Here is a 25,901-nt window from a genome sequence, read left to right as displayed (position 1 = left end):
TATTGATTTAGTAGTAATTGAGTGTGCTGTCTGTCAATGGCGCTGCGCAACACATCGGCGTCCGCCAGACTGCACGGCATTGCAGGCATCTTCGGCGGCCTTGTATTGGCGGGTGCGCTCCTGCCGCTCGGCCTCGATCTGTGCAGGTGTTGCGCCTTCGGTGGGGCAGTTGCCCGCAATCATGTCCAGCGTGGTCTTGGTCATGAACATGACGATTTCCATGCTGGTAGTGACCGAGGCATTGGTCGGAACCTGGGTTGCAATCACGGCCTGTTTCATGTCCGAGCAGGCCTTGGCAGACAGGGCACCGCCAGCGCTTCTGGGTGCCGTATTGGTTGTGGATGTGCCGGAGGGGGCAGGGCTTGCACCAGTCTCTCCGGACAATTGCCGCGCAGCGGTGGTTGCCAGTGCATGGTCCGGGAAGCGGCTTACCAGCGTGCGCAGCACCTCGCGTGAGTGGTTACGGTCGCCCTGCGCATTCAGCTCATCGGCCTTGGCAAATAGCTGGCCAGGGTTCATGGTCTGCAGGCTGGCGCGGAACTGCTGCTCTGCCTGCGCTGCGGCCTCGCGCTTGCGCTGCTCTTCGTCCTGTTTGCGCTGCTGCTGCTCTGTAGCGGCTGCGCGTTTGGCAGCCTCACGTTCTGCGGGCAGGTTGACGACAGTGGCAACGCCTGCCGCGTCGTATCGGGTGCCGACGGAGAGCTTGCCACCTTCGTAGCGGCCTTCCTCATTCAGACTGCCATCGGGTCGGTAGTTACGCCCTTCCTTGAGCACGGTTTTGTCGATGGTGCCGCGAAACTTGCTGCCATCAGGGCGTGTCATAACGCCGATAAATGTGCCGTCGGAGTATCTGACCCCATCACGCACAAAGCCTGCTTCGTCGACCTGCAGACCTTCGCGTCGCCCCGAGTCTTCATTGATCACACCAACGAACCGCGTGCCACTGGCGAACAGCACCTCGCTGGGGCCGTCAAGACTGTCGTTCTTGAACTGACCGCGCTGGATTTCGCCAGTAGAGTAAATAAAGGAGCCTGTTCCGCTGGCCTTGCCGCCCGAGGCCTGACCGTAGTAGACCCAGTCCGTTCCTGAAGGCGCGCGGCCCGTGAGTGCGCTGCTGTTGCCAACTTCACGCACGCGGGCCGAAACATCCTGCGCCTGTTGCTGGAACTTGGTGTTGCCTGCCAGGTTGCGCTGCTGCGCCATATTGTCTGAACCCAGAGCGGCGGTGAAGATAGCGTCAGGCGTGACTTCCTTGCGGTTGCCCAGAAGCCCGAAAAGCGTGGGCGTTCCTTCGCCAATCGCCGTACGCAGCCGCTCCAGATAGCTTTTGGCGCGGGCGCAGGTCTTTTGCACGCCCAGTACAAAGCGGCAGCCAATATGCGCCGAGCACAGGTCGGCCTGGGTAATCGTGGCTTCGTCCTTGAGTTCGCTGCAATTGGCGATCTCGGGATTGACCTGACTGTGCGCAGCAGTCGGGGCAGCAATGGCAAAGAGAGACAGGCACAGGACGATCAATAGCCGGGTCAAAGGCCCGGTCACATCAGGATGTCGCATCTGAAATCCTCCCGGAAAGCATGGGCTGGCTGAACCAATCGGAACCCTGAATGTCATCACGACGCCAGCGGCTCCGTCCTGCTCCTCTGTGGGCACTCATTGTTTGTGCGATGTCCATGCCGTCTTGTCTGCTCGCCAGAGCAGGGTGCCCGCTGGACATTCTCTGCCTAAGGTCTGCAGTGGTACAGATTGCTCAGGGTAAGCACGAATCACCGGGGGCAGCAATGCCCAGTATCAGGCAGCGGGGGGCAGCGTGGTCTGCGCCACGGCATGTTCCCAGCGCGCCATCAGCTCCTGGGCGCGGTCGTGGCCCAGCGTGGGCACAAAGCGGCGCTCGGCCTTCCACAGCGCGGACAGCTCTTCGGTGCTCTGGTACACGCCGCTGGACAGGCCTGCCAGATAGGCCGCGCCCAGGGCCGTGGTTTCCACGCAGGCGGGGCGCACCACGGGAATGCCCAGCAGGTCGGCCTGGAACTGCATCAGCAGGTTGTTCACGCAGGCGCCGCCGTCCACGCGCAGCTCGCTCACGGGCGTGCCGCCACGGGCAACGGCGTCGCGGCTCATGGCCAGCAGCAGGGCGGCACTTTGGTAGGCGATGGATTCCAGCGCGGCGCGGGCGATGTGGGCAATGGTGGTGCCACGCGTCAGGCCGGTGATGGTGCCGCGTGCATCGGGCTTCCAGTACGGGGCGCCCAGGCCGGTAAAGGCGGGAACCATCATCACGCCGCCGCTGTCGGGCACGGACTCGGCCAATTGCTGCACCTGGCCGCTGTGTTCAATGGCGCGCAGACCATCACGCAGCCACTGCACCACGGCGCCGCCCACAAACACGCTGCCCTCCTGCGCGAACTGCGGCTGGGCGGTCGCTTGCGCGGCAGATGTGGTCAGCAGGCCATTGGCCGAGGTTTGAAATTGGTCGCCCGTGTGCATCAGCATGAAGCAGCCGGTGCCGTAGGTGTTTTTGGCCATGCCAGCGCTAAAGCAGGCCTGGCCGAAGAGGGCGGATTGCTGGTCGCCGGCCACGCCGCCAATTGCGATTTCACCACCCAGCACATCGGAAGCGGTCTTGCCGAAGTCGGCCGCCGAAGGCAGAACCTCGGGCAGCAGGCTTTTGGGAATGCGCAGCGCGGCAAGCAGTTCTTCGTCCCACTGGTTGGTGTGGACGTTGAACAGCATGGTGCGGCTGGCGTTGCTGACATCGGTGACATGGCGACCTGTGCCGGATGCGCCGCCGGTGAGCTGCCAGATCAGCCAGCAGTCCACCGTGCCAAAGGCCAGCTCTCCTGCATCGGCTGCAGCGCGGGCGCCGGGGACATGGTCCAGCAGCCATTGCAGTTTGCTGCCTGAAAAATAGGCATCGATCAGCAGGCCCGTCTTTTGCTGGATGGTGTCGGCCATGCCCGCTTCGCGCAGCGCAGCGCAGATCGGCTCGGCCCGGCGGTCTTGCCAGACGATGGCGTGGTGAATGGGCGCGCCCGTCTTGCGGTTCCACACCACTGTGGTTTCGCGCTGGTTGGTAATGCCCACGGCGCGAATGTCGCGGGCCGTAAGGCCCGCTTTGGCCAGTGCTTCTTTGGCGGTGGTCAGCTGGGTGCGCCAGATTTCCAGCGGGTCATGCTCCACCCAGCCCGGACGGGGGTAGATCTGGGGCAGCTCCAGCTGCGCCGAAGCTACGATGCGACCTTGCGCATCGAACACGATGGAGCGGGAGCTGGAGGTGCCCTGGTCCAGAGCAAGCAGATAAGTCGTCATGAAGAATGGTTGTTTGTTCTGAGGGGCAGGACAAAGCGCGCCATCTCGGCTTGCTCGGCCCAGCCCTGCTGTGAATAGAAGCCGCGCACATAGGACGGGCGCTCGCGGTTGTTGACCAGCCAGATGCGCAGGCAGTCGCGCTGGCGTGCTGCGTCGGTGGCCGCGTCCAGCAACTGCTGGCCCAGGCCGAGGCCGCGCGCACTTTCGGCAATGAACAACTCGCTCACATAGCCTTCCCAGCCCTGCAGTACGGCCACGGGCAGCCAGTGAATGGCGCAATAGCCGCTGATGCGCTGGCGGGCGTCTTCGGCCACCAGCAGCAGGCTGCGCTCAGGCTCTGCGTGGGCGCTGGTCAGCAGGGACTGGATAGCTTCGGTGTTCTGCGCAATGCTGCGGCCTTCATAGGCCTTGAACCAGCCAATACCGTGCAGCAATTCGCTGATGCCCGCCGCATCGCTGGGCAGGGCGGGGCGAATGGTGTTCGACGGCGGGGAGGAGTTCATTGCGCTCTCATTGGGCAATCGTGCACTGCACTTCGGCGTCGCGCAGCAGTGCGTCGAAGGGCGCAGAAGGTTGCACATCGGTGAACAGGCGGTCAATCTGGTTCAGGCGGGCCAGTTCCACCATGGCCTGGCGGCTGAACTTGCTGTGGTCGGCCGCCAGCCACACTTCGCGGGACTGGCCGATGATGGTCTGAGCCACTTTCACCTCGCGCAGGTCAAAGTCGCGCAGGCTGCCATCAGGTTCGATAGCAGAGATGCCAATCACGGCAATGTCTACCTTGAACTGGCGCATGAAATCTACCGCCGCCTCACCCACAATGCCGCGATCACGCGTGCGCACCACGCCGCCTGCGACGATGACTTCGCAGTCCGCGTTGCTGCTGAGAATGGCGGCCACATTCAGGTTGTTGGTGATGACGCGCAGGCCCTTGTGCTGCAGCAGCGCCTGGGCCACGGCCTCGGTGGTGGTGCCAATGTTCAGAATCAGCGAGCAACCGTTGGGGATGGCCTCGGCCACGGCGCGGGCAATGCGCATCTTGCCTTCGGCATGCAGCACCTGGCGCTGGGTGTGAGCCAGGTTCTCCACCGTGGCGCTGGGCACGCGCACACCGCCATGAAAGCGCACCAGCAGTCCGGCGTCGGCCAGCTTCTGAATATCGCGGCGCACGGTCTGCAGGGTCACGCCCAGTGTTTCGGCCAGTTGCTCCACTGACGTGGACTGGCGGGCGCGGACTTCTTCGACGAGTTGCAGTTGGCGGGGGTTGGAGTTCACGGCGTCGTTGGGTGTGAGGAGGGGAAAAGCCCGTTGGTACAACTAAGGCGCGGCAGTCGGCACTTTAAACCGAAACCAAAGGAAACCCGAGCGGGTTCGCTCGCATGCAGGCTAACTTTGCAGCTTGAGGCTTGTATTTGTTCACTTTTTTGCAAGGGCAGAGGTTTTTCCAGGGGTGCATTCGCCGACAGCCCGGGCACCAGGGGTCACGCTGATGTCATAAATCGCTGAAAAGCTGGTGTGCTGAGGATGAAAAGGTGCTTGATTCCTCTTATCGAACTAAAACGAAAGAAATCAACTTAAAACGCGCATAGATTTGAAAAAAGAGCGAAAATCTCGGGCACGCCGATCCCGCCCCTGCCTGCGCACTGCATCGACTTGCATAGTGGGCCGCCATGGGGCGATGCTGATATCAACGAGGAACTCATGTCCGCTGCACCGTCACCCCAGTCCACAACCCGCGCAGAGCTGCTCCATCGTCTGGCTCAGCCCGAGATGTATGACCTGGCCATCATTGGTGGTGGTGCCACCGGTCTGGGGGTGGCAGTTGACGCAGCGGCGCGTGGCTTCAAGGTCGTGCTGCTGGAGTCCATGGACTTTGCCAAGGGCACGTCCTCGCGCGCTACCAAGCTGGTGCATGGCGGCGTGCGTTACCTGGCGCAGGGCAATATCTCGCTGGTGCGCGAGGCGCTGCACGAGCGCACCACGCTGCTGCACAACGCCCCGCATCTGGCACAGCCTCTGGCCTTTGTGATGCCTTCCTACAAGATGCTGGATACGCCTTTCTATGGCATCGGCCTCAAGATGTATGACGCGCTGGCGGGCAAGGCAGGTCTGGGTTCCACCGAATTTCTGTCCAGCAGCAAGACCGTCAGATACTTGCCTACCGTGCAGCAAAAGGGCCTCAAAGGCGGCGTTAAATACTGGGACGGTCAGTTTGACGATGCGCGTCTGGCGCTGGCGCTGGCCCGCACGGCGGCAGCCAAAGGCGCTTTGCTGGTCAATTACTGCCCCGCTGAAAAGCTGGTGTACGAAAGCAATCGCGTTGCTGGTGTGATCTGCCGCGATGCAGAGTCTGGCCAATCCTTCACCATTCGCGCCAAGTGCGTGGTCAATGCCACTGGCCCGTGGGTCGATCTGTTCCGTCAACAGGATGCTGAGGCACAGGGCAAGCCCGTCAAGCCCATGGTGGCCCCCAGTCAGGGTGTGCATGTCGTCGTGGACCGAGACTTCCTGCCCACCGACCATGCCCTGCTGGTACCCAAGACGGCCGATGGCCGCGTGCTGTTTGCCGTGCCATGGCTGGGTAAAGTCATTCTGGGCACTACTGATACACCGCGTCATGATCTGGCACGCGAGCCGCTGCCTTTCAAGGAAGAGCTGGATTTCATCCTGTCAGAAGCGGGCAAGTACCTGAGCCGCCAGCCCACACTGGCTGATGTGCGCAGCATGTGGGTGGGCCTGCGTCCGCTGGTCAAGCCGCAGGACGACGATGGTGAGAACACCAAGAAAATCAGCCGCGAGCACACCGTGATGTCCAGTAAAACGGGTCTGGTGACGGTGACTGGCGGCAAGTGGACCACATATCGAGCCATGGCCGAAGACGTGCTGGCTGAGTGCTTCCATATTGGTAGCTTGCCATCCCGTCCCGCAGGCGTGACCGTGCACCTGCCTCTGGTGGGGGCTCCGGCTGAGTCGGCGGTGAAGCATCGCATGAGCCAGGCCCAAGGCCTGCACTCCTACGGAACAGATGCTCCTAGCGTGACGGCGCTGCCTGGTGCTGATGTCTGGCTGACCGATGGCCTGTCCGAGGCCATGGTGCGCTTTGCGGCCCGCTTTGAATATGCGCGCACGGTCGAAGACATGCTGGCCCGCCGCAGCCGCCTGTTGTTCCTTGATGCCCGCAAGGCCGCAGAAGTCGCGCTGCGCGTGGCTGAAATCCTGGAGCAGGAGCTGGGTCGTGATCCCAAGCTGGCGGACTTTCTGGCCCTGGCGCAGCAATACCTGCCTGCCCAGCACTGAGGAGCAAGGCTTTGCCATTCCATGCTGGTCGCTGGGCGTGGCTGGACGGCAACAGTTCATTCATCTGCTGCACTTTAAAAATATGAGCTGTTAGCGCATGGCTTCATTAGATTTCAAGGTAAATATCGTTTGAAATCAATGTGGTGCATGCGCTAGGTGCTATTGTTTTGAGTGCGCGATCCGCGAGTGATGCTCCGATCTGTGCAAGCCGCGGCAAGGGTGCGGTTATTGCAGGCTAAAGGCTTGACGTTAAACGGAAATCCTGCGACAATCTCATGCTTCACGTGTAAAAAGCGTGAAGTGTTCTGCCCAGTGGAAGCCTTTCGGAATGGTCCGGGAGGTGGACGACGGGCCCAAGACTGACTGGCTGCTTGATCGGCCCTTGAGAAGACTCTGGGGCTGTCGGGCGTTGCTGGAGCAAGTTGGGAATAATGAAATGATCCAAACAGAATCTCGTTTAGAGGTTGCCGACAACACCGGTGCGAAGTCTGTTCAGTGCATTAAGGTGCTGGGCGGTTCTCATCGTCGCTATGCGAGCGTTGGCGACATCATCAAGGTGAGCATCAAGGAAGCAGCTCCACGTGGCCGCGTCAAAAAAGGCGAGGTTTACAGTGCTGTGGTGGTGCGCACTGCCAAGGGCATCCGTCGTGCAGACGGTTCGCTCGTGAAGTTCGACGGCAATGCCGCTGTTCTTCTGAACGCCAAGCTGGAGCCAATCGGCACCCGCATCTTTGGCCCCGTGACTCGTGAACTGCGTACCGAAAAGTTCATGAAGATCGTGTCGCTGGCCCCTGAAGTTCTCTAAAGGAAAGCACCATGAACAAGATTCGCAAGGGCGACGAAGTTATCGTGCTGACCGGCCGTGACAAGGGCAAGCGTGGCGTGGTTTCTCTGCGCAAGGATGACTCCCACGTGATCGTGGACGGTATCAATCTGGTCAAGAAGCACACCAAGCCTAACCCCATGAAGGGCACCACTGGCGGTATCGTGGAGAAGGCTATGCCTCTGCACCAGTCCAATGTGGCTATCTTCAATGCAGCGACTGGCAAGGCCGATCGCGTGGGCATCAAGGTGAACGCCGACGGTACACGTGTTCGCGTGTTCAAGTCCAGCGGCGCCGAAATCAAGGCCGCTTGAGGAGTAACACATGGCACGACTGCAAAAACTCTATCGCGAAAAGATCGCGGCTGAACTGACAGAAAAGTTTGGCTACACCTCCGCTATGGAAGTGCCCCGTCTGACCAAGATCACCCTGAACATGGGTGTGAGCGAAGCCGTGGCCGACAAGAAGGTGATGGACAACGCCGTGGCTGACCTGACCAAGATTGCTGGTCAAAAGCCTGTGGTGACCAAGGCCAAGAAGGCTATCGCTGGTTTCAAGATCCGCGAAGGCCAAGCTATCGGCTGCATGGTGACCCTGCGTGGCGTTCAGATGTACGAATTCCTGGACCGTTTCGTGACCGTGGCTCTGCCCCGCGTTCGTGACTTCCGTGGTATCTCGGGTCGTTCGTTCGATGGTCGCGGCAACTACAACGTTGGCGTCAAAGAACAAATCATCTTCCCCGAAATCGAGTACGACAAGGTGGACGCTCTGCGTGGTCTGAACATCAGCATCACGACAACAGCGAAGAACGACGACGAGTGCAAGGCACTGCTCGCCGCTTTCAAATTCCCCTTCAAGAACTGAGGCACTGCATGGCTAAAGTAGCAATGATTCAGCGCGAACTGAAGCGCGAAAAGCTGGCAGCCAAGTACGCTGCCAAGTATGCAGAACTGAAGGCAATCGCCGGCGACGCTAAGCGTTCCGACGAAGAGCGCGATGCCGCTCGCCTGGGCCTGCAAAAGCTGCCCCGTAACTCGAACCCCACTCGCCAACGTAACCGTTGCGAGATCACGGGCCGTCCCCGTGGCACATTCCGTCAATTCGGTCTGGGCCGCGCCAAGGTGCGTGAATTGGCCTTCGCTGGCGACATCCCCGGTGTCACCAAGGCCAGCTGGTAAGCAAGCAGGAGAGATTAAACATGAGCATGAGTGATCCCATCGCTGACTTGCTGACCCGCATCCGCAACGCACAAATGGTCTCCAAGGCCACCGTGTCGGCCCCTTCCTCCAAGGTCAAGGTTGCCATCGCACAAGTGCTGAAGGAAGAAGGCTATATCGACGGTTTTGAAGTCAAGACCGAAGGTGGCAAGTCCGAACTCGAAATTACCCTGAAGTACTACGCCGGTCGCCCTGTGATCGAACGTATTGAGCGCGTGAGCCGTCCTGGCCTGCGTGTTTACAAGGGTCGTCACGCAATCCCTCAGGTCCAAAACGGCCTGGGTGTGGCCATCGTCACTACGCCTCAAGGCGTGATGACCGATCGCAAAGCACGCTCTGCCGGTGTCGGCGGTGAAGTGCTGTGCTATGTGGCCTAACGGACATTAAGGAGAAATACTGAAATGTCTCGCGTAGCAAAAGCAAATGTGACCATCCCCGCTGGCGTGGATGTGTCTTTGAATGCTAACTCCATCAAGGTCAAGGGCAAGGGCGGCGATCTGTCCCTGGCTCTGAACGGTCTGGTGAACGTTAGCAACAACGACGGCAAGCTGTCGTTCGCACCCGCTAATGACTCCCGTGAAGCTGACGCTCTGGCCGGTACCATCCGCCAGCTGGTCAACAACATGGTCAAGGGCGTGACCGAAGGTTTCGAGAAGAAGCTGACGCTGATTGGCGTGGGCTACAAGGCTGCTGCTCAAGGTTCCAAGCTGAACCTGGCTGTGGGCTTTTCTCACCCCGTCAACTTCGAGATGCCTGCTGGCATCACCGTCGCTACCCCCACTCCGACTGAAATCGTGATCAAGGGTGCTGACCGTCAAGTGGTCGGTCAATTGGCTGCTGAGATCCGTGCCGTTCGTCCTCCCGAGCCTTACAAGGGCAAGGGCATTCGCTATGCGAATGAGAAGGTCGTGATCAAAGAGACCAAGAAGAAGTAAGGAGCTGCATGATGTTGAACAAGAAAGAGCAGCGTCTGCGCCGTGCCCGTCAGACTCGCATCCGCATTGCCCAGCAAGGCGTTGCACGTCTGAGCGTGAATCGTACCAACCTCCACATCTACGCCTCCGTGGTGTCGGAAGACGGCTCCAAGGTGCTGGCTTCGGCCTCCACTGCAGAAGCCGAAGTGCGTTCGCAAATCGGCGCCGCTGGCAAGGGTGGCAACGTGGCTGCCGCCACCTTGATCGGCAAGCGCATTGCTGAAAAGGCTAAGGCTGCTGGCGTTGAGAAAGTGGCTTTCGACCGCGCTGGTTTTGCATACCATGGCCGCGTGAAGGCTTTGGCAGAAGCCGCTCGCGAAGCGGGCCTGCAGTTCTAAGCGGAGCGGATAAAAATGGCTAAATTTTCCCCCAAGGTGCAAGACCAGGCGAATGACGACGGTCTGCGCGAAAAAATGATCGCGGTCAACCGCGTCACCAAGGTTGTGAAGGGCGGTCGTATCCTCGGCTTCGCTGCACTGACCGTGGTTGGCGACGGTGATGGTCGCGTTGGCATGGGTAAGGGCAAATCCAAGGAAGTGCCTGCTGCCGTGCAAAAAGCGATGGAAGAATGCCGTCGCAACCTGATGAAGGTTGCGCTGAAGAGCGGCACCATTCACCACTCGGTGAAGGGCCATCACGGCGCAGCCAAGGTTGAACTGCACCCAGCTCCCAAGGGTACCGGCATCATCGCTGGCGGCCCAATGCGCGCTGTGTTCGAAGTGGTGGGTATCACCGATATCGTGGCCAAGAGCCACGGTTCGTCGAACCCCTACAACATGGTTCGCGCAACTTTCGACGCTTTGAAGAACTCCACGACCCCTGCGAACGTGGCAGCAAAGCGCGGCAAGTCGGTTGAAGACATCTTCACCGCCTGATCGGAGTCCAGCACATGACAACACAACAAACTGTCAAGGTTCAGCTGGTTCGTAGCCCCATCGGTACCAAAGAGTCGCACCGTGCGACTGTGCGTGGCCTGGGTCTGCGTAAGCTGAACAGCATCAGCGAACTGCAGGACACTCCTGAAGTGCGCGGCATGATTAACAAGATCGCCTACTTGGTGAAGGTTCTCTGAAAGGATTGATGATGGAACTCAATAGCATCAAGCCTGCAGACGGCGCCAAGCACGCCAAGCGTCGCGTGGGTCGCGGTATCGGTTCTGGTCTGGGTAAGACTGCCGGTCGCGGTCACAAGGGTCAGAAGTCGCGTTCGGGTGGCTACCACAAGGTAGGCTTCGAAGGCGGTCAAATGCCTCTGCAGCGTCGCCTGCCCAAGCGTGGCTTCAAGTCGCATCTGCTGAAGTTCAATGCAGAAGTGGCCCTGTCTGAGCTGGATAAGCTCGGCCTGGCTGAAGTCGATCTGGCTGCTCTGAAGCAAGCCGGTCTGGTTGGTTCTATCGCCAAGGTCGTCAAGATCATCAAGAGCGGTGAAATCACCAAGGCTGTCAAGCTCAACGGCATTGGCGCTACCGCCGGCGCCAAGGCTGCCATCGAAGCTGCCGGTGGCAGCATCGCCTGATTAAAGTTCTGAAAGAAGACATCCGTGGCTACTAGCGCAGCTCAAATTGCAAAAACTGGAAAATTCGGCGACCTGCGTCGTCGTCTGGTTTTTCTGTTGCTTGCGCTGGTCGTATACCGAATCGGGGCACATATCCCCGTGCCGGGCATCGACCCAGCGCAGCTGCAGCAGCTGTTCTCTGGCCAGCAGGGCGGCATTCTCAATCTGTTCAACATGTTCTCGGGTGGAGCGCTCTCGCGTTTCACAGTGTTCGCACTGGGGATCATGCCGTACATCTCGGCATCGATCATCATGCAGCTCATGACCTATGTGGTTCCTACATTTGAGCAGATGAAAAAGGAAGGTGAATCGGGTCGTCGCAAGATTACCCAGTACACCCGCTACGGCACTCTGGGCCTGGCGATCTTCCAATCTCTGGGAATTGCCGTCGCCTTGGAAAGCTCTCAAGGCTTGGTTCTGAGCCCAGGTTTTGGCTTCCGCATGACTGCGGTGGTCAGCCTCACGGCCGGTACCATGTTCCTGATGTGGCTCGGTGAACAGATCACTGAACGTGGTCTGGGCAACGGTATCTCGATACTGATCTTTGGCGGTATCGCTGCAGGTCTGCCAAGCTCTATTGGTGGTCTGCTGGAACTGGTGCGCACCGGTGCCATGAGCATCCTGGCGGCTATCTTCATTGTCTTCGTTGTGGCAGCCGTGACGTATTTCGTCGTGTATGTCGAGCGAGGCCAACGTAAGATCTTGGTGAATTACGCACGCCGGCAAGTCGGCAACAAGGTGTATGGTGGTCAGTCTTCGCACTTGCCACTGAAGCTGAACATGGCAGGAGTCATCCCTCCCATCTTTGCTTCTTCGATCATCTTGCTGCCAGCAACGGTGGTGAATTGGTTCAGTGCGGGAGAATCCATGCGCTGGCTGAAGGATATTTCGAGCACGTTGACCCCTGGTCAGCCAATCTATGTCATCCTTTATGCTGCCGCGATCATTTTCTTCTGCTTCTTCTATACGGCCCTGGTCTTCAACAGCCGGGAAACTGCCGACAACCTGAAGAAGAGTGGCGCTTTCATCCCCGGGATTCGTCCTGGCGAACAGACAGCCCGCTACATTGACAAGATTCTGGTTCGCCTGACCCTGGCTGGTGCGATCTACATTACCTTCGTGTGCTTGTTGCCCGAATTCCTGATCCTGAAGTACAACGTTCCGTTCTACTTCGGTGGTACATCGCTGCTGATCATTGTGGTCGTGACGATGGACTTCATGGCGCAAGTGCAGAACTACGTGATGTCGCAGCAATACGAGTCGCTCCTGAAAAAAGCGAACTTTAAGGCTGGTATTTGATGACAAGGCTGCCCAGGTGGGCAGCCTGCCAAAAGTTAGTAGACGCCCATCGATCTATCGCGGGCATTGTTTCCCGGTCGATAGGCCGATAGTGGATGGAAAGTTTTAGGAGAATAGAATGAGAGTTTCGGCTTCGGTCAAGAAAATCTGCCGTAACTGCAAGATCATCCGCCGCAAAGGTGTCGTGCGCGTGATCTGCACTGACCAGCGCCATAAGCAGCGCCAAGGTTGATTGAAAGCATTAGAGGACTAATATGGCACGTATTGCTGGCATTAACATCCCGCCGCACAAGCATGCTGAAATCGGCCTGACCGCCATCTATGGCATCGGTCGTACTACAGCTCGCAAGATCTGCGAAGCATGCGGTATTGAGTATTCCAAGAAGGTCAAAGACCTGACGGACGCTGATCTGGAAAAGATCCGTGACTTCCTGAATCCCATGACTCTGGAAGGTGACCTGCGTCGCGAAACCACCATGAACATCAAGCGTTTGATGGACATTGGTTGCTATCGCGGTTTCCGTCATCGTCGCGGTCTGCCCATGCGCGGTCAACGTACCCGCACGAATGCTCGTACTCGTAAGGGTCCGCGCAAGGGTGCAGCGGCTCTGAAGAAATAAGGGATTGAGAGATCACTATGGCTAAGGCACAAAACAACGCTGCAGCACGCGTTCGCAAAAAAGTTCGCAAGAACATTTCGGATGGCATCGCTCACGTTCACGCTTCGTTCAACAACACGATCATCACGATTACCGACCGTCAGGGCAATGCTCTGTCGTGGGCATCGTCGGGTGGCCAGGGCTTCAAGGGTTCGCGTAAGTCGACTCCTTTTGCAGCTCAGGTTGCTTCGGAAGTGGCCGGTCGTGCTGCTATCGAACAGGGCATCAAGAACTTGGACGTCGAAATCAAGGGTCCCGGTCCTGGCCGTGAATCCTCGGTTCGCGCCCTGGGTGCTCTGGGTATCCGCATCACTTCCATCTCGGACGTGACACCGGTTCCCCACAACGGCTGCCGCCCTCAAAAGCGTCGTCGTATCTAATTTTTATCAAGCCCACCGCCGCCCAGGTGCTTTAGCATCGCGGGCGGCTCCCGTGTTTGCGCACGGTAGATGACACAAAGGAAATCAAGTGGCACGTTATATCGGCCCCAAGGCCAAGCTCTCCCGCCGCGAAGGCACTGATCTGTTCCTGAAGAGCGCTCGCCGCTCCATCGCAGACAAGGCAAAGTTTGACACCAAGCCTGGTCAGCATGGCCGCACTTCCGGTCAGCGCACTTCCGACTACGGTCTGCAACTGCGTGAAAAGCAGAAGGTCAAGCGCATGTACGGCGTGCTGGAAAAGCAATTCCGCCGTTACTTCGAAGCTGCTGAGCGCAAGCGCGGCAACACCGGTGCGAACCTGCTGACCCTGCTGGAATCGCGTCTGGACAACGTCGTGTACCGCATGGGCTTCGGCTCCACACGTTCGGAAGCCCGTCAGCTGGTTTCCCACAAGGCCATCACTGTGAATGGTCAATCCGTGAACATTCCTTCCTACTCTGTGAAGGAAGGCGACGTGGTTGCAGTGCGCGAAAAGTCCAAGAAGCAAGCTCGTATCGTCGAAGCTCTGCAACTGGCTGGTCAAGTTGGCTTCCCCGCATGGGTGGAAGTGGCTGCTGACAAGGCAGAAGGCACTTTCAAGAAGTCTCCTGACCGCGACGAGTTCGCAGCTGACATCAACGAATCCCTGATCGTTGAGTTGTACTCGCGTTAATCTTTAGCAGCGACATTTCTGTAAACCGTTCCCACGGCGCGAGGCATCGCGCCGTGGGTGCTTCACCAGCCTTACCGGTGTAACGAGCCGGGGGTATTGAGAGGAAGTCTGCATGCAAACGAATTTGCTGAAGCCCAAGACAATCAATGTCGAACAGCTTGGTCACAACCGTGCCAAGGTGGTTCTGGAGCCGTTTGAGCGTGGCTACGGTCATACGCTGGGCAACGCCCTGCGCCGTGTTCTGCTCTCCTCCATGGTGGGTTACGCAGCGACTGAAGTGACGATTGCTGGAGTGCTGCATGAGTACTCCTCCATCGACGGTGTCCAGGAAGATGTGACCAACATCCTGCTGAACCTCAAGGGTGTGGTGTTCAAGCTGCACAACCGTGACGAAGTCACCTTGAGCCTGCGCAAGGATGGTGAAGGTGTTGTCACTGCCCGTGACATCCAGACCCCCCACGACGTTGAAATCGTCAACCCTGATCATGTGATTGCCCATCTGTCGCAAGGCGGCAAGCTGGACATGCAGATCAAGGTGGAAAAAGGCCGTGGCTATGTGCCCGGCAACGTGCGCCGCTACGGTGACGAATCGACCAAGTCGATCGGCCGTATCGTGCTCGACGCTTCGTTCTCGCCTGTCAAGCGCGTGAGCTACGCTGTCGAATCCGCACGTGTGGAACAGCGTACCGATCTGGACAAGCTGGTTCTGGAAATCGAAACCAACGGTGCTATCACCGCTGAGGACGCAGTGCGCGCATCCGCCAAGATTCTGGTGGAACAGCTGGCCGTTTTTGCCCAGCTGGACGGTGGCGATATCGCCAGCGTGTTCGACGCTCCTGCCGGTGGCCGTGGTGCTGCCACTTCGTTCGATCCTATCTTGCTGCGTCCCGTGGATGAGCTGGAACTCACCGTGCGTTCTGCTAACTGCCTCAAGGCAGAGAACATCTACTACATCGGTGACCTCATCCAGCGCACCGAAAACGAGCTGCTCAAGACGCCTAACCTGGGTCGTAAGTCGCTCAACGAGATCAAGGAAGTCCTGGCTTCCCGCGGTCTGACACTCGGCATGAAGCTCGAAAACTGGCCACCAGCTGGCCTGGAAAAGCGCTAATTGCTATAATCGTAGGCTTTGCTGAAATCGCAAGATTTTGGCGAGGAACTCAAGTGCCTCGGGCAGTACCTGATACGGCTGCCTGATTTAATTTTAAGAAATGACCACCTGGTCAAAGGAAAAGCACCATGCGTCACGGCAACGGACTCCGCAAACTGAACCGCACTTCTGCACACCGCAAGGCTATGCTGCAGAACATGATGAATTCGCTGATCGAACACGAAGCCATCAAGACTACCGTTCCTAAGGCCAAGGAACTGCGCCGCGTGATCGAGCCCATGATCACTCTGGCCAAGGTTGACACCGTGGCTAACCGCCGTCTGGCTTTTGACCGTCTGCGCGACCGTGACAGCGTGACCAAGCTGTTCAACGTGCTGGGCCCCCGCAACGCAAAGCGTCCTGGCGGCTACACACGTATCCTGAAGATGGGCTTCCGCGTGGGCGACAACGCTCCCATGGCCTATGTGGAACTGGTTGAGCAAGCTGAAGAAGCTGCAAAGGCTGAATAAGCTTTGCATGGTAGGCTGAAAGCCTGCTATAATTTGGAATTACCGCGCGATGGAGCAGTCTGGTAGCTCGTTGGGCTCATAACCCAAAGGTCGGAGGTTCAAATCCTTCTCGCGCAACCAAATTGAAAACGCCCGCTGACAACAGCGGGCGTTTTTGTTTTTGGATTTCCCTTTTATACAAGGCATGTGTTTTGCGGCTGCTGCGAAAACATGAGCGCTTATCGCAGCGCTGGCCTTGTCAATGGTGTTGAAACATCACGAATCCAATAAGAGCCACTAACGCAGCCCTTGATACATCGTTGCTTCGCCTTGCGCTATTTTTGTACTGCCTTCGGCTCTGCATGTCGTATCCATCGCAAATCTCTGGGTTTGCTGGCTTGCGTTGGCTGCTCTAAATAACAAGCGCCAGGCGCTCCTGTTTTTGAATTCCCATGGCATCTCTTCTGACTGTTCCCGGCACTCTGGGTATTGACTTCGGTACTTCCAACTCGGCGGCGGCTTTCCGCGCGCCAGGGCAAGCTGCGCGTCTGCTGCCGCTTGAGGGGGCCGCCACTGGTATGCCTACCGCGCTGTTCTTCAACACAGAAGAGCACAGCACACATTTCGGGCGTGATGCCATGCAGCAGTACCTGGCAGGCGAAGAGGGGCGGCTGATGCGCTCGCTCAAAAGTCTGCTGGGAAGCAGTTTGCTGATGGAAAAGACGGCGGTGCATCAGCAGTTGATGAGCTATCAGGACATCATCGCCATTTTCCTCAAGCGGGTAGCCGATCAGGCCCGCGCATCCCTTGACGGCAAATTGCCACAGCGCGTGGTGCTGGGCCGCCCGGTGCACTTTGTGGATGCTCACCCGGAGCGCGACCAGCAGGCGCAGGATTCGCTGGCGGCTGCTGCCCGTGCAGCGGGGCTGGGTGAGGTGAGTTTTCAGCTGGAGCCCATCGCTGCCGCGCTGGACTATGAGCAGCGCTTGACTCAGGAGCAACTGGTATTGGTGGTAGACATTGGCGGCGGTACCTCGGACTTCACCGTGGTGCGTCTGGGGCCAGAGCAGGCCAAGCACGCTGATCGCACACAGGACATTCTGGCGACCACCGGCGTGCATATCGGCGGCACGGACTTTGACCATCGCCTGAATGTGGCACAGGTCATGCCTTTGCTGGGCTACAAGCACATTGGCCCACGCGGGCGCGAGGTGCCCAGCGGCGTATTCTTTGATTTGTCCACCTGGCATTTGATTCAGTGGCTGTACGCGGCCAAGTCCATGGCGGCGGCGCGCGACCTCAAGAGCGACTACAGCGATCCGCAATTGCACCAGCGCCTGATGAAGGTGCTGGAGTGGCGCGAAGGCCACCGTCTGGCTGATGCGGTAGAGCAGGCCAAGATTGCCGCGTCGCAAAGCCATGCCGCAGCCAGCATTGCGCTGGACTGGCTGGAGGATGGCTTGCCCGCCGAGATATCTCCCGAGGTGCTGCAGCAGCAGTTGCAGGCCCTGCTGCTGCAGGTGGTGGAGTGCGCGCAGGAATGCGTGACCCTGGCGGGCGTGGCTGCGCCAGATGCGATTTACCTGACGGGCGGCTCATCGGCCCTGCGCACTTTGCGCGATGCGCTGGCAGTGGCTTTCCCCGGCGTGCCGCAGGTCGAAGGCGATCTGTTTGGTGGCGTGGCAACGGGTCTGGCATATGCCTGATATCAAAAAGTGAGCTGATAGCGCTTATTAAATAAGCACTATCCACACTTTTGATGCTTATTCTTCCGCTTCGCGTTTGAGTTCCAGAGCGCGGTCGTACAGCGTGTTGCGGCTGGCTCCGGTGATTTCGGCGGCCAGTTTGACGGCGGTTTTGGTGGGCAATTCCGCCAGCAGCAGCTTGAGTACGCGCTCTGACTCCCCTGATTCCTGCTGCACGGCAACCGGGTGTAGCACGATGGCAAATTCGCCTTTGACGCGCTGGGGTGAGGCTTGCAGCCAGGCCGCCAGCTCGTTGGCGGGCATGGTGGCAATATCTTCAAACTGCTTGGTGATCTCGCGTGCCAGCGTGACCTGGCGCTCGCCCAGCAGAGCCAGCGCCTGCGCCAGTTCAATGATTCGGTGTGGTGCTTCCAGCAGCACGGTGCAGCGCGGCTGATCGGCCAGTTTTTGCACGGCGCTCAGGCGCTCAGCATTCTTGGTGGGCAGAAAGCCCGCAAACAGAAAACCGCTTTCGCCCTGTGCGGGTGTGATGGCTCCGGCCACGCTGATGGCGGAGGTCACGCTGCTGGCACCTGGCAGCGGAATGCTGCGCAGGCCCACGGCCTGCAGGGCTGCGCACAGGCGCGCACCAGGGTCACTGACGCCGGGCGTGCCCGCATCGCTGACATAGGCAATGCGCTGGCCTTGCTGCAGGCGATCAATCACCGTCTGGGCCGCCTCTGCCTCATTGTGCTGGTGCACGGCCAGCAACTGGCTGCCGGGGCGCTCCAGCCCATAGCTGCGCAGCATGCCCTGGGTGTGGCGGGTGTCTTCACAGGCGATGCAGTCCACCATCTGCAGCACATGCAGGGCGCGCAGGCTGATATCGGCCAGATTGCCGATGGGGGTGGCCACCACATACAAAGCGCCTTGCGGATAATGCTGAGAAGCGGCCGCATCTCTGGCGGCAGTCAGTGCAGAGGCGAAAGAGGTAGTCAATGGATTTCCTTGGAAAACGGCCTAAGCCGGCGCAAAGCACCACCGCACGCGGCCAACTGGCCGAGGATGCAGCGCTGGCCTATCTGCAGCGGCAGGGCTTGAAGCTGGTTGATCGCAATTATCGGACGCCGGGCCGTGGTGGCGGCGAAATCGATTTGATCCTGCGTGACCGCGACGGGTCTTTGGTCTTTGTAGAGGTGCGCAGCCGCAATACGGAGCGCTATGGCGGCGCCGGTGGCAGCATCAGTGCCGTCAAGCAGCAGCGCATTGTTCTGGCGGCGAGGCACTATCTGATGCGCTTTGCCGCGCCGCCGGCATGCCGCTTTGACGTGGTGCTGGTGGAGGCTGCAGAGCTGCAATGGCTCAAGGCAGCGTTCGAGGCAGAGTGAATCCGGGCTACAACATAGATGCGCAAATAACTCTTAGCTACCAAAGAGATAACAGCTCGCAGGTATCATCGGGCCTCCATGCTAGAGCAACGAATCCAACAGCATTTCATCGACAGTGCCGACCTGAAGTACCAGGCCGCCCAGGCGCTGAGCCAACCCATCGCATCCGCAGTGCAGGCCATGCTGGCCTGTGTGACCGGTGGCGGCAAGGTGCTGGCCTGCGGCTCAGGCGTTTCGGCCAGCGATGCCCAATTATTTGCCTCCCTTTGCGTGGCAGGCTTTGAACGTGACCGTCCAGAACTGGCGGCGCTGGCCCTGACCTCTGATGGCGGCCTGCTGGGAACCGTGGGCGCCACGGGCTCCGGCGGCAACGCCACGCAGTATCTGGCGCGCCAGATCCGTGCGCTGGGCCAGCCCGGCGACCTGTTGCTGCTGATGTCCGTCACCGGCAACGACGTGGTGGTGCAGGAAGCCCTGGAGGCTGCCCATGAGCGCGACATGATGGCCGTGGTGCTGACAGGGCGTACGGGTGGTCACCTGTCGGCCCGTGTGCGGGAAACCGATGTGCTCATCTGTGTGCCCCACGACCGTGCGGCCCGTGTGCGCGAAACCCATACTCTGATTCTTCACTGTCTGGCCGATGGTGTGGACTCACAATTGCTTGGTGACCAGGAGATGCCTTTATGAAGTTGCTGAAGTCGCAATCGAGCCGTATTGCATGTGCCGTCCTGACCGTGGCGGCCCTGGGTGGAGCGTTGAGCGGTTGCGTGGCTCTGGTGGGCGGTGGCGCCGCTGTGGCAGGCATGTCTGCCGTGGATCGCCGCACAACGGGCACGCAGGTAGAAGACCAGGGCATTGAGCTGCGCGCTGGCAACCGCATTGGCGAGGTGATGGGCGACAAGGCCCGCGCCAGCGTGACCAGCTATAACCGTGTGGTGCTGCTGACCGGGCAGGCCGGCAATGCCACGGACAAGGCCACCATCGAAAAGCTGGTGCGCGAGCAGAGCACCGTGCGCCAGGTCTATAACGAGATCGAAGTGGCCCCTTTCACCGCGACACTGGGCCAGCGTTCTCAGGATTCATTGATCACCACCAAGGTCAAGGCCAGCCTGGTCAATGCCAAGGACATTTCCTCGTCTGCCATCAAGGTAGTGACCGAGAACAATGTGGTCTATCTGATGGGTATCGTGACTCCGCGTGAGTCCAAGCGTACGGCAGAGATTGCACGCGGCGTCAACGATGTGACCAAGGTTGTGCGTCTTTTTGAGGTTGTCTCTGAGGACGAGCTGGCCAATATGGTGCAAAAGGCAGCGCCTGTGACTGATGACTCCGCCGCGAACGGCAGCCATTGAGCCGTAATAAGCGCCGCAGTATGAAAAAGCCGGACGTTGAACCGGCTTTTTTGCGTCTGAAGCAGCGGCAGCAGACTCAGCGCAGGCGCTGAATCAGACTGGATGTATCCCAGCGATTGCCGCCCATGGCCTGCACGTCGGCATAGAACTGATCGACCAGCGCTGTCACGGGCAGGCGTGCGCCATTGCGCTGGGCTTCTTGCAGCACCAGTCCCAGATCCTTGCGCATCCAGTCCACGGCAAAACCGAAGTCAAACTTGCCCACAGCCATGGTTTTGCCACGGTTGTCCAGCTGCCAGCTCTGGGCTGCGCCTTTGCCGATGACGTCCATCACCTTGTTCACGTCCAGATCGGCGCGCAGTCCAAAGGCAATGGCTTCAGACAAGCCTTGCACCAGTCCTGCAATACAGATCTGGTTGACCATCTTGGTCAGCTGGCCGTTGCCGCTGGCGCCCATATAGGTGAAGGCTCGTGAAAAAGCCGCAGCCACAGGCGCGACTTGGTCAAAGACAGCTTCATCGCCGCCGCACATCACCGTCAACTGCCCGTTCACCGCCCCGGCCTGACCGCCGGAGACCGGTGCATCCATGAAATGCAGGCCGCGCTGCAGCGCTTGCTCGTACAGCTCGCGCGCCACCTGGGCGGATGCTGTGGTGTGGTCCACAAAAATGGCATCGGGCTCCATGCCCGCAAATGCACCGTCTTCACCCAGAGTGACGGAGCGCAGATCATCATCATTGCCCACGCAGCAAAACACTATGCGCGCGCCCTTGACGGCTTCACGCGGGGTTGCCGCATATTGCCCCTTGCATTGCTCGGCCCACTGCGCGGCTTTGGCGGTGGTACGGTTATAGACCGTGACCTGATGACCCGCGGCAGCCAAGTGCGCAGCCATGGGGGCGCCCATGACGCCCAGACCCAGAAAGGCGACAGGCGTGGGGGCGCAAGGCTCGTAGTTACGTGGGGCAATGGTGGCAGTCATGACAATCCTCGAATGCTTGCGGAACGAAGCCACGATGTTAGCGCCCAGGCTACAAAACTGGCGCACTCTAAACGGAGAGAGGCCGAGCAAGAGCCGCCTCGCGGCGATGGCGTCGTCCCCCTCGGGGGAAGGCGCGAAGCGCCTCAGGGGGATTAAACAATCGTCAAGTGCTCAGTGCCCGCGGCCAGATCCTGTGTGCGCGCACGCTGGCTGTTGAGTTTGATCTGCAGGCGCAGGTCGTTGACCGAGTCCGCGTTGCGCAGTGCATCCTCATAGGTAATCAGGTTGGACTCGAACAGGTCAAACAGCGCCTGGTCAAAGGTCTGCATGCCCACGTTGCGGCTCTTTTTCATGATTTCCTTGATCTCGGCGACCTCGCCCTTGAAGATCAGATCGGCAATCAGGGGAGAGTTCAGCATCACCTCAATCGCGGCCACGCGCCCCTTGGAATCCTGCTTGGGAATCAGGCGCTGGGAGACGATGGCACGCAGGTTCAACGAGATATCCATCAGCAACTGCGGGCGGCGCTCTTCGGGGAAGAAGTTGACGATGCGGTCCAGCGCCTGGTTGGCGCTGTTGGCGTGCAGTGTGGCCAGGCACAGGTGACCGGTTTCCGAGAACGCAATTGCGTGCTCCATGGTTTCGCGGTCGCGAATTTCGCCCATCAGAATCACATCAGGGGCCTGGCGCAGCGTGTTTTTGAGCGCCGCTTCCCAGCTCTCGGTATCCAGCCCCACTTCGCGCTGGGTCACCACGCAGTTCTTGTGCGGGTGCACAAATTCCACGGGGTCTTCCACGGTGATGATGTGGCCGAAGGATTGCTCATTGCGCCAGTCCACCATGGCCGCCAGCGTGGTTGATTTGCCTGAGCCCGTGGCACCCACCAGAATGCACAGACCGCGCTTGGTCATGGTCACTTCCTTGAGGATCTGGGGCACGCCCAGGCCATCAATCGTAGGCAACGTGGTCGGAATTGTCCGCAGCACCATGCCCACTTTGCCCTGCTGCACAAAGGCATTCACACGAAAGCGCCCCACGCCAGCGGGCGAGATGGCGAAGTTGCACTCCTTGGTGTGTTCAAAGTCGGCCACCTGCTTGTCGCTCATGATGGAGCGCGCCAGTGCCAGCGTGTGCAACTGCGACAGCGGCTGCGGCGACACCTTGGTCACCTTGCCGTCAATCTTGATAGCGGGCGGAAACTCCGCCGTGATGAACAGGTCACTGCCGTTGCGGCTGACCATGAGCTTGAGCAGATCGTTGATAAATTTACTGGCCTGATCGCGTTCCATGATCACTCCTTTGGCAGTGGCTCCAAGCAGGAGCCACTCTTAAAAACTGGCACAACCCAATCGAGAGACAGCCAGCAAGGGCCGCCCCGCAGCAAAGGCTGTCGTCCCCCTCAGGGGGAAGCGGCAAAGCCGCTCAGGGGGTAATAGCCTACCCAGGGAAGTTCTCAGGAATCTTCGCCTTGCTGCGTGCCTCGGCTGCGCTGATGACGTTGCGGCGCACCAGGTCCGTCAGGTTCTGGTCCAGCGTCTGCATGCCCACGTTCTGGCTGGTCTGGATGGTGGAGTACATCTGCGCCACCTTGGCCTCGCGAATCAGGTTACGAATGGCGGGCGTGCCCAGCATGATTTCGTGCGCGGCCACGCGGCCCTGGCCGTCCTTGGTCTTGCACAGCGTCTGCGAAATCACGGCCTGCAGCGATTCGGACAACATCGCGCGCACCATTTCTTTTTCTTCGGCGGGGAAGACGTCGATGATACGGTCGATGGTTTTGGCGGCTGATGAAGTGTGCAGCGTGCCAAACACCAGGTGGCCAGTTTCGGCAGCGGTCATGGCCAGGCGAATGGTTTCCAGGTCACGCATTTCACCAACCAGAATGGCGTCTGGGTCTTCACGCAGTGCAGATTTCAGCGCGGCGGCGAACGACAGCGTCATGGGGCCGACTTCGCGCTGGTTGATCAGGCACTTCTTGGATTCGTGCACGAATTCGATAGGGTCTTCCACCGTCAGAATGTGGCCGTATTCGGTTTCATTCAGGTAGTTGACCATGGCCGCCAGCGTGGTGGATTTACCCGAACCCGTGGGGCCAGTCACCAGCACCAAGCCGCGTGGCTTCAGGGCCAGTTCGCCAAAAATCTTGGGCGCGTTGAGCTGCTCCAGCGTCAGAATCTTGCTGGGAATGGTACGAAAGACGGCGGCAGAGCCACGGTTCTGGTTGAACGCATTCACACGAAAACGTGCCAGCCCTTCAATTTCGAAGGAAAAGTCCACTTCCAGAAATTCTTCGTACTGCTTGCGCTGGGCATCGCTCATGATGTCGTACACCATGGAGTGCACGGTCTTGTGGTCCAGCGGATCGATATTGATGCGGCGCACATCGCCGTGCACACGGATCATGGGCGGCAGCCCTGCGGACAAATGCAAGTCCGAAGCCTTGTTCTTGACACTGAATGCCAGCAATTGCGTGATGTCCACGGACAGCCCTCCCTGATTTGATACTCTGGCGGCAATTATGACGACGATTGAAAACAATCTGGGGCAGATTCATGCCCGCATGGCTGCGGCTTGCGCTCAGGCAAGCCGCCCCGTGACATCGCTGCAACTATTGGCGGTGTCCAAGACCTTTGGTGCGGATGCTGTGCGCGAAGCGGTGCTGGCAGGCCAGCGCAGCTTTGGTGAGAACTATATACAGGAGGCGGTGGAAAAAATTGCCGCCGTACGCGCCATGGCGCTGCCGGGTGGCGACGAACTGCAATGGCACTGCATTGGCCCGATTCAGAGCAATAAGACCAAACTGGTAGCCGAGCACTTTGACTGGGCGCAGACCGTGGACAGGCTCAAGATTGCCGAGCGCCTGTCGGCCCAGCGCCCTGCGGGAATGCAGCCGCTCAATGTTTGCATTCAAGTCAATGTGGATGGTGGTGCGACCAAGTCTGGCGTGATGCCGCAGGACGCACTGGCGCTGGCCGAGGCCATTGTCAAGCTGCCCCATCTGGTGCTGCGTGGCATCATGAGTATTCCGGATGATGCTCCTGATTTTGAAGCGCAATGCGCAGTTCATAAAAGAGCTGCAGCCGTTTTTGATGCAATAAAGGCCAGTAATCTACCGGGTCTGGAGCAGTTCGACACCCTGTCCATGGGCATGACGGGTGACCTGGAGGCTGCTGTGGTGGCGGGCAGTTCCATGGTGCGAGTGGGGAGCGGGATATTTGGGAGGCGTACCTACGGTGCGCCCACCCCCTGAAGAACTTGAGGACACCCCCTGAGCCGCTGCGCGGCTTCCCCCTCTCTCTACGCGCTGCGCGCTAAGGAAGGGCGACGACAGCCTCGCTGCGGGGCGGCCCTTGCTCGCTGTCTCTTTGTCAGGTCACGCCAGTTTTTAGGCTTGTGCTTATGGCCTTTTCATCTGGCATTCGGTGGGCAGGTCTACCTGCTGCATGGCGTAAGCCGCATCGGTTCTGAATCCGTAGTTCGTGCCTTCCCAGCCTGTCTTGACGGCTTTGCCATCCACGGGGGCGATGGTGTTGACCACCTGAGGCAGCAGCAACTGGTGGTCTTTGGCGCGCATCTTTACGGGGCCGAAGACGGTGTCCATGGGCATGTCTTCCAGCGCCTTGGCAATTTTCACGGGCTCGGTGGACTGTGCTTTGGCAATGGCTGCGGCCAGCATGCGGGGCACCAGGTCCATGCGCGGGGCCAGAAAGTCCTGGTTCATCTTGGCCTTGTATTCCTTGGCGCGGGCTTCGGCCAGAGGGCGATCGGCCATGCCGGGGTGCCATTCGGCCACCCAGGTGACTTGGCCAATCTTGGCTTGAGAAACAGCGGTGACGGTGCCAGGAAAGCCTCCCGCGCTATGGTTGAAATAGCGCAGTGGGTAGCCCGCATCGCCGGCAGATTTAAGCAGCAGCGTCAAATCCTGCCCCCAGTTGCCGGTGATGACGGTGTCGGCTCCCACCTCCTTCATCTTGGAGACATAGGGCGCAAAGTCCTTGATGCGGCCCATGGGGTGCAGGGTTTCGCCCACAAACTGGATGTCAGGTCGGGCCTTGCCCACCATGTCGCGGCCATAGTGCGCCCACTGTTTGCCGTGAGCGTAATCCTGGTTGAGCAGAAAGACTTTCTTGATCTCTGGCTGGGTCTTGATGTAGTTGGAGATCGCCTGCATGCGCATGGCGGTGTTGGCATCGAACATGAAATGCCAGAAGCTGCAGGACTTGCCCGTCAGCTCGGGGTCGATGGAGCTGTGGTTGAGGATCAGCACCTCCTTGCCCGGATTGCGTTGGTTGTAGCGCGACGCAGCCTGCACCAGCGCCGTGACCACCGATGAGCCTGAGCCACCCGTCACCACCACGCGCGCACCCTGGTCAATGGCGGCTTGCAGCGCGCTCTGGCTTTCCTGGGCCGAGAGCTTGCTGTCGAACTGCAGCATCTGAAACTTGGCACCGTTGTACAGCCCGCCCTTGGCATTCACATCATCAACGGCATACAGCACATGGTTGCGCATCAGCTCGCCCACATTGGCGAATGGGCCTGAGAGTGGGTCAATGAATGCAATCTTGAAGGGCTCTGCGGTCTGCGCATGGGCGGCACTGAGAGCAGTGGCGCAAAGCGCTGCAGCGATGGCTGTGAAGCGAATGGACATGACGGTGTCTCCTGAAGATGAGGAAA

32 protein-coding genes and 1 tRNA gene are annotated in these 25,901 nt (G+C 59.3%); 24 read left to right on the top strand and 9 right to left on the bottom strand.

Annotated features, from left to right (window positions below; all coding sequences use genetic code 11):
• Positions 1–33 precede the first annotated feature (33 nt).
• The 4 genes from JDW18_RS20390 to JDW18_RS20375 all read right to left on the bottom strand — a co-directional run bounded on the left by JDW18_RS20390 (position 34) and on the right by JDW18_RS20375 (position 4,581).
• Positions 34–1,554 (bottom strand): hypothetical protein, encoded by a 1,521-nt coding sequence (locus tag JDW18_RS20390; protein WP_218241422.1) that lies wholly within the window; start codon positions 1,552–1,554, stop codon positions 34–36.
• Between the two features lie 234 nt (positions 1,555–1,788).
• Positions 1,789–3,306 (bottom strand): glycerol kinase GlpK, encoded by a 1,518-nt coding sequence (gene glpK, locus JDW18_RS20385; protein WP_218241421.1) that lies wholly within the window; start codon positions 3,304–3,306, stop codon positions 1,789–1,791.
• Positions 3,303–3,809, bottom strand: coding sequence for a GNAT family N-acetyltransferase (locus JDW18_RS20380; protein ID WP_218241420.1), 507 nt, complete (start codon positions 3,807–3,809; stop codon positions 3,303–3,305). The genes glpK and JDW18_RS20380 overlap by 4 nt, the downstream gene beginning before the upstream one ends.
• A gap of 7 nt (positions 3,810–3,816) precedes the next feature.
• Positions 3,817–4,581 (bottom strand): DeoR/GlpR family DNA-binding transcription regulator, encoded by a 765-nt coding sequence (locus JDW18_RS20375; RefSeq protein WP_218241419.1) that lies wholly within the window; start codon positions 4,579–4,581, stop codon positions 3,817–3,819.
• A 426-nt stretch (positions 4,582–5,007) separates the two neighbouring features.
• Here JDW18_RS20375 and JDW18_RS20370 point away from each other — a divergent pair, with 426 nt between their 5' ends.
• The 20 genes from JDW18_RS20370 to JDW18_RS20275 all read left to right on the top strand — a co-directional run bounded on the left by JDW18_RS20370 (position 5,008) and on the right by JDW18_RS20275 (position 17,526).
• Positions 5,008–6,603 carry a glycerol-3-phosphate dehydrogenase/oxidase gene (locus tag JDW18_RS20370; RefSeq protein ID WP_218241418.1) on the top strand — a complete coding sequence of 532 codons (1,596 nt, stop codon included), beginning with the start codon at positions 5,008–5,010 and terminating at the stop codon, positions 6,601–6,603.
• 436 nt (positions 6,604–7,039) lie between these two features.
• On the top strand, positions 7,040–7,408 hold the full coding sequence (rplN, locus tag JDW18_RS20365; protein ID WP_120971765.1) for a 50S ribosomal protein L14: 369 nt from the start codon (positions 7,040–7,042) through the stop codon (positions 7,406–7,408).
• An 11-nt stretch (positions 7,409–7,419) separates the two neighbouring features.
• Entirely contained in the window at positions 7,420–7,740 is a 321-nt protein-coding gene (gene rplX / locus JDW18_RS20360) for a 50S ribosomal protein L24 (protein ID WP_218241417.1), read from the top strand.
• Between the two features lie 10 nt (positions 7,741–7,750).
• Positions 7,751–8,290 (top strand): 50S ribosomal protein L5, encoded by a 540-nt coding sequence (rplE, locus tag JDW18_RS20355; protein WP_218241416.1) that lies wholly within the window; start codon positions 7,751–7,753, stop codon positions 8,288–8,290.
• A gap of 8 nt (positions 8,291–8,298) precedes the next feature.
• On the top strand, positions 8,299–8,604 hold the full coding sequence (gene rpsN / locus JDW18_RS20350) for a 30S ribosomal protein S14 (RefSeq protein WP_158383722.1): 306 nt from the start codon (positions 8,299–8,301) through the stop codon (positions 8,602–8,604).
• Between the two features lie 20 nt (positions 8,605–8,624).
• Complete coding sequence (gene rpsH / locus JDW18_RS20345) at positions 8,625–9,020, top strand: 30S ribosomal protein S8 (protein ID WP_218241415.1); 396 nt, start codon at positions 8,625–8,627, stop codon at positions 9,018–9,020.
• 24 nt (positions 9,021–9,044) lie between these two features.
• Positions 9,045–9,578 (top strand): 50S ribosomal protein L6, encoded by a 534-nt coding sequence (gene rplF / locus JDW18_RS20340; RefSeq protein ID WP_218241414.1) that lies wholly within the window; start codon positions 9,045–9,047, stop codon positions 9,576–9,578.
• 11 nt (positions 9,579–9,589) lie between these two features.
• The gene (rplR, locus tag JDW18_RS20335; RefSeq protein ID WP_218241413.1) at positions 9,590–9,955 is read left to right on the top strand and encodes a 50S ribosomal protein L18; all 366 of its coding nucleotides are present in this window, start codon (positions 9,590–9,592) and stop codon (positions 9,953–9,955) included.
• Between the two features lie 15 nt (positions 9,956–9,970).
• Positions 9,971–10,492 (top strand): 30S ribosomal protein S5, encoded by a 522-nt coding sequence (rpsE, locus tag JDW18_RS20330; RefSeq protein WP_218241412.1) that lies wholly within the window; start codon positions 9,971–9,973, stop codon positions 10,490–10,492.
• Between the two features lie 14 nt (positions 10,493–10,506).
• Positions 10,507–10,689: a 50S ribosomal protein L30 gene (gene rpmD, locus JDW18_RS20325; RefSeq protein ID WP_218241411.1), complete on the top strand. Its 183-nt coding sequence runs from the start codon at positions 10,507–10,509 to the stop codon at positions 10,687–10,689.
• A gap of 11 nt (positions 10,690–10,700) precedes the next feature.
• Positions 10,701–11,132 (top strand): 50S ribosomal protein L15, encoded by a 432-nt coding sequence (rplO, locus tag JDW18_RS20320; protein WP_218244005.1) that lies wholly within the window; start codon positions 10,701–10,703, stop codon positions 11,130–11,132.
• A gap of 24 nt (positions 11,133–11,156) precedes the next feature.
• Positions 11,157–12,470, top strand: coding sequence for a preprotein translocase subunit SecY (gene secY, locus JDW18_RS20315; RefSeq protein WP_218241410.1), 1,314 nt, complete (start codon positions 11,157–11,159; stop codon positions 12,468–12,470).
• A 118-nt stretch (positions 12,471–12,588) separates the two neighbouring features.
• Entirely contained in the window at positions 12,589–12,702 is a 114-nt protein-coding gene (gene rpmJ / locus JDW18_RS20310) for a 50S ribosomal protein L36 (RefSeq protein WP_003050535.1), read from the top strand.
• 22 nt (positions 12,703–12,724) lie between these two features.
• Entirely contained in the window at positions 12,725–13,090 is a 366-nt protein-coding gene (gene rpsM / locus JDW18_RS20305; protein WP_003068424.1) for a 30S ribosomal protein S13, read from the top strand.
• Between the two features lie 17 nt (positions 13,091–13,107).
• Positions 13,108–13,509 carry a 30S ribosomal protein S11 gene (gene rpsK / locus JDW18_RS20300; RefSeq protein WP_042417426.1) on the top strand — a complete coding sequence of 134 codons (402 nt, stop codon included), beginning with the start codon at positions 13,108–13,110 and terminating at the stop codon, positions 13,507–13,509.
• Positions 13,510–13,597: 88 nt separating this feature from the next.
• Positions 13,598–14,221, top strand: a complete 624-nt coding sequence (gene rpsD, locus JDW18_RS20295; protein WP_218241409.1) for a 30S ribosomal protein S4 — start codon at positions 13,598–13,600, stop codon at positions 14,219–14,221.
• 112 nt (positions 14,222–14,333) lie between these two features.
• Positions 14,334–15,332: a DNA-directed RNA polymerase subunit alpha gene (locus tag JDW18_RS20290; RefSeq protein ID WP_003050542.1), complete on the top strand. Its 999-nt coding sequence runs from the start codon at positions 14,334–14,336 to the stop codon at positions 15,330–15,332.
• A 128-nt stretch (positions 15,333–15,460) separates the two neighbouring features.
• On the top strand, positions 15,461–15,841 hold the full coding sequence (gene rplQ / locus JDW18_RS20285; protein ID WP_218241407.1) for a 50S ribosomal protein L17: 381 nt from the start codon (positions 15,461–15,463) through the stop codon (positions 15,839–15,841).
• Positions 15,842–15,884: 43 nt separating this feature from the next.
• Positions 15,885–15,961 (top strand) — tRNA-Met (locus JDW18_RS20280).
• A gap of 311 nt (positions 15,962–16,272) precedes the next feature.
• Positions 16,273–17,526, top strand: coding sequence for an Hsp70 family protein (locus tag JDW18_RS20275; protein ID WP_218241406.1), 1,254 nt, complete (start codon positions 16,273–16,275; stop codon positions 17,524–17,526).
• Between the two features lie 57 nt (positions 17,527–17,583).
• On the opposite strand, the gene rsmI is transcribed toward JDW18_RS20275, so the two are convergent.
• Complete coding sequence (rsmI, locus tag JDW18_RS20270; protein ID WP_218241405.1) at positions 17,584–18,504, bottom strand: 16S rRNA (cytidine(1402)-2'-O)-methyltransferase; 921 nt, start codon at positions 18,502–18,504, stop codon at positions 17,584–17,586.
• Here rsmI and JDW18_RS20265 point away from each other — a divergent pair.
• The 3 genes from JDW18_RS20265 to JDW18_RS20255 all read left to right on the top strand — a co-directional run bounded on the left by JDW18_RS20265 (position 18,504) and on the right by JDW18_RS20255 (position 20,245).
• Positions 18,504–18,893, top strand: coding sequence for a YraN family protein (locus JDW18_RS20265; RefSeq protein WP_218241404.1), 390 nt, complete (start codon positions 18,504–18,506; stop codon positions 18,891–18,893). The two genes, rsmI and JDW18_RS20265, sit on opposite strands and share 1 nt — an antisense overlap.
• 78 nt (positions 18,894–18,971) lie before the next feature.
• Complete coding sequence (locus tag JDW18_RS20260) at positions 18,972–19,580, top strand: SIS domain-containing protein (RefSeq protein ID WP_218241402.1); 609 nt, start codon at positions 18,972–18,974, stop codon at positions 19,578–19,580.
• The gene (locus JDW18_RS20255) at positions 19,577–20,245 is read left to right on the top strand and encodes a BON domain-containing protein (RefSeq protein WP_425514753.1); all 669 of its coding nucleotides are present in this window, start codon (positions 19,577–19,579) and stop codon (positions 20,243–20,245) included. Before JDW18_RS20260 ends, JDW18_RS20255 begins: the two co-directional genes overlap by 4 nt.
• Positions 20,246–20,321: 76 nt before the next feature.
• Here the strand turns inward: JDW18_RS20255 and JDW18_RS20250 are convergent, their stop codons facing one another.
• From JDW18_RS20250 to JDW18_RS20240, 3 genes are all read right to left on the bottom strand, one after another.
• Positions 20,322–21,227, bottom strand: coding sequence for an NAD(P)-dependent oxidoreductase (locus JDW18_RS20250; RefSeq protein ID WP_218241401.1), 906 nt, complete (start codon positions 21,225–21,227; stop codon positions 20,322–20,324).
• 152 nt (positions 21,228–21,379) lie between these two features.
• On the bottom strand, positions 21,380–22,516 hold the full coding sequence (locus JDW18_RS20245) for a PilT/PilU family type 4a pilus ATPase (protein WP_218241400.1): 1,137 nt from the start codon (positions 22,514–22,516) through the stop codon (positions 21,380–21,382).
• A gap of 148 nt (positions 22,517–22,664) precedes the next feature.
• A complete protein-coding gene (locus JDW18_RS20240) occupies positions 22,665–23,708 on the bottom strand; it encodes a type IV pilus twitching motility protein PilT (RefSeq protein ID WP_218241399.1) in 1,044 nt (347 codons plus the stop codon).
• Positions 23,709–23,745: 37 nt separating this feature from the next.
• Between JDW18_RS20240 and JDW18_RS20235 the strand changes: the two genes are divergently transcribed.
• Positions 23,746–24,477, top strand: coding sequence for a YggS family pyridoxal phosphate-dependent enzyme (locus JDW18_RS20235; RefSeq protein WP_218241398.1), 732 nt, complete (start codon positions 23,746–23,748; stop codon positions 24,475–24,477).
• Positions 24,478–24,624: 147 nt separating this feature from the next.
• On the opposite strand, the gene JDW18_RS20230 is transcribed toward JDW18_RS20235, so the two are convergent.
• A complete protein-coding gene (locus JDW18_RS20230) occupies positions 24,625–25,875 on the bottom strand; it encodes a branched-chain amino acid ABC transporter substrate-binding protein (protein WP_218241397.1) in 1,251 nt (416 codons plus the stop codon).
• Positions 25,876–25,901: the final 26 nt, after the last annotated feature.

The sequence above is a fragment of the Comamonas fluminis genome, from assembly GCF_019186805.1.
Taxonomy (GTDB): Bacteria; Pseudomonadota; Gammaproteobacteria; order Burkholderiales; family Burkholderiaceae_C; genus Comamonas; species Comamonas fluminis.
Note: the sequence above shows the minus strand (reverse complement) of the source record. Positions and strands in the feature narration are given on the sequence as shown.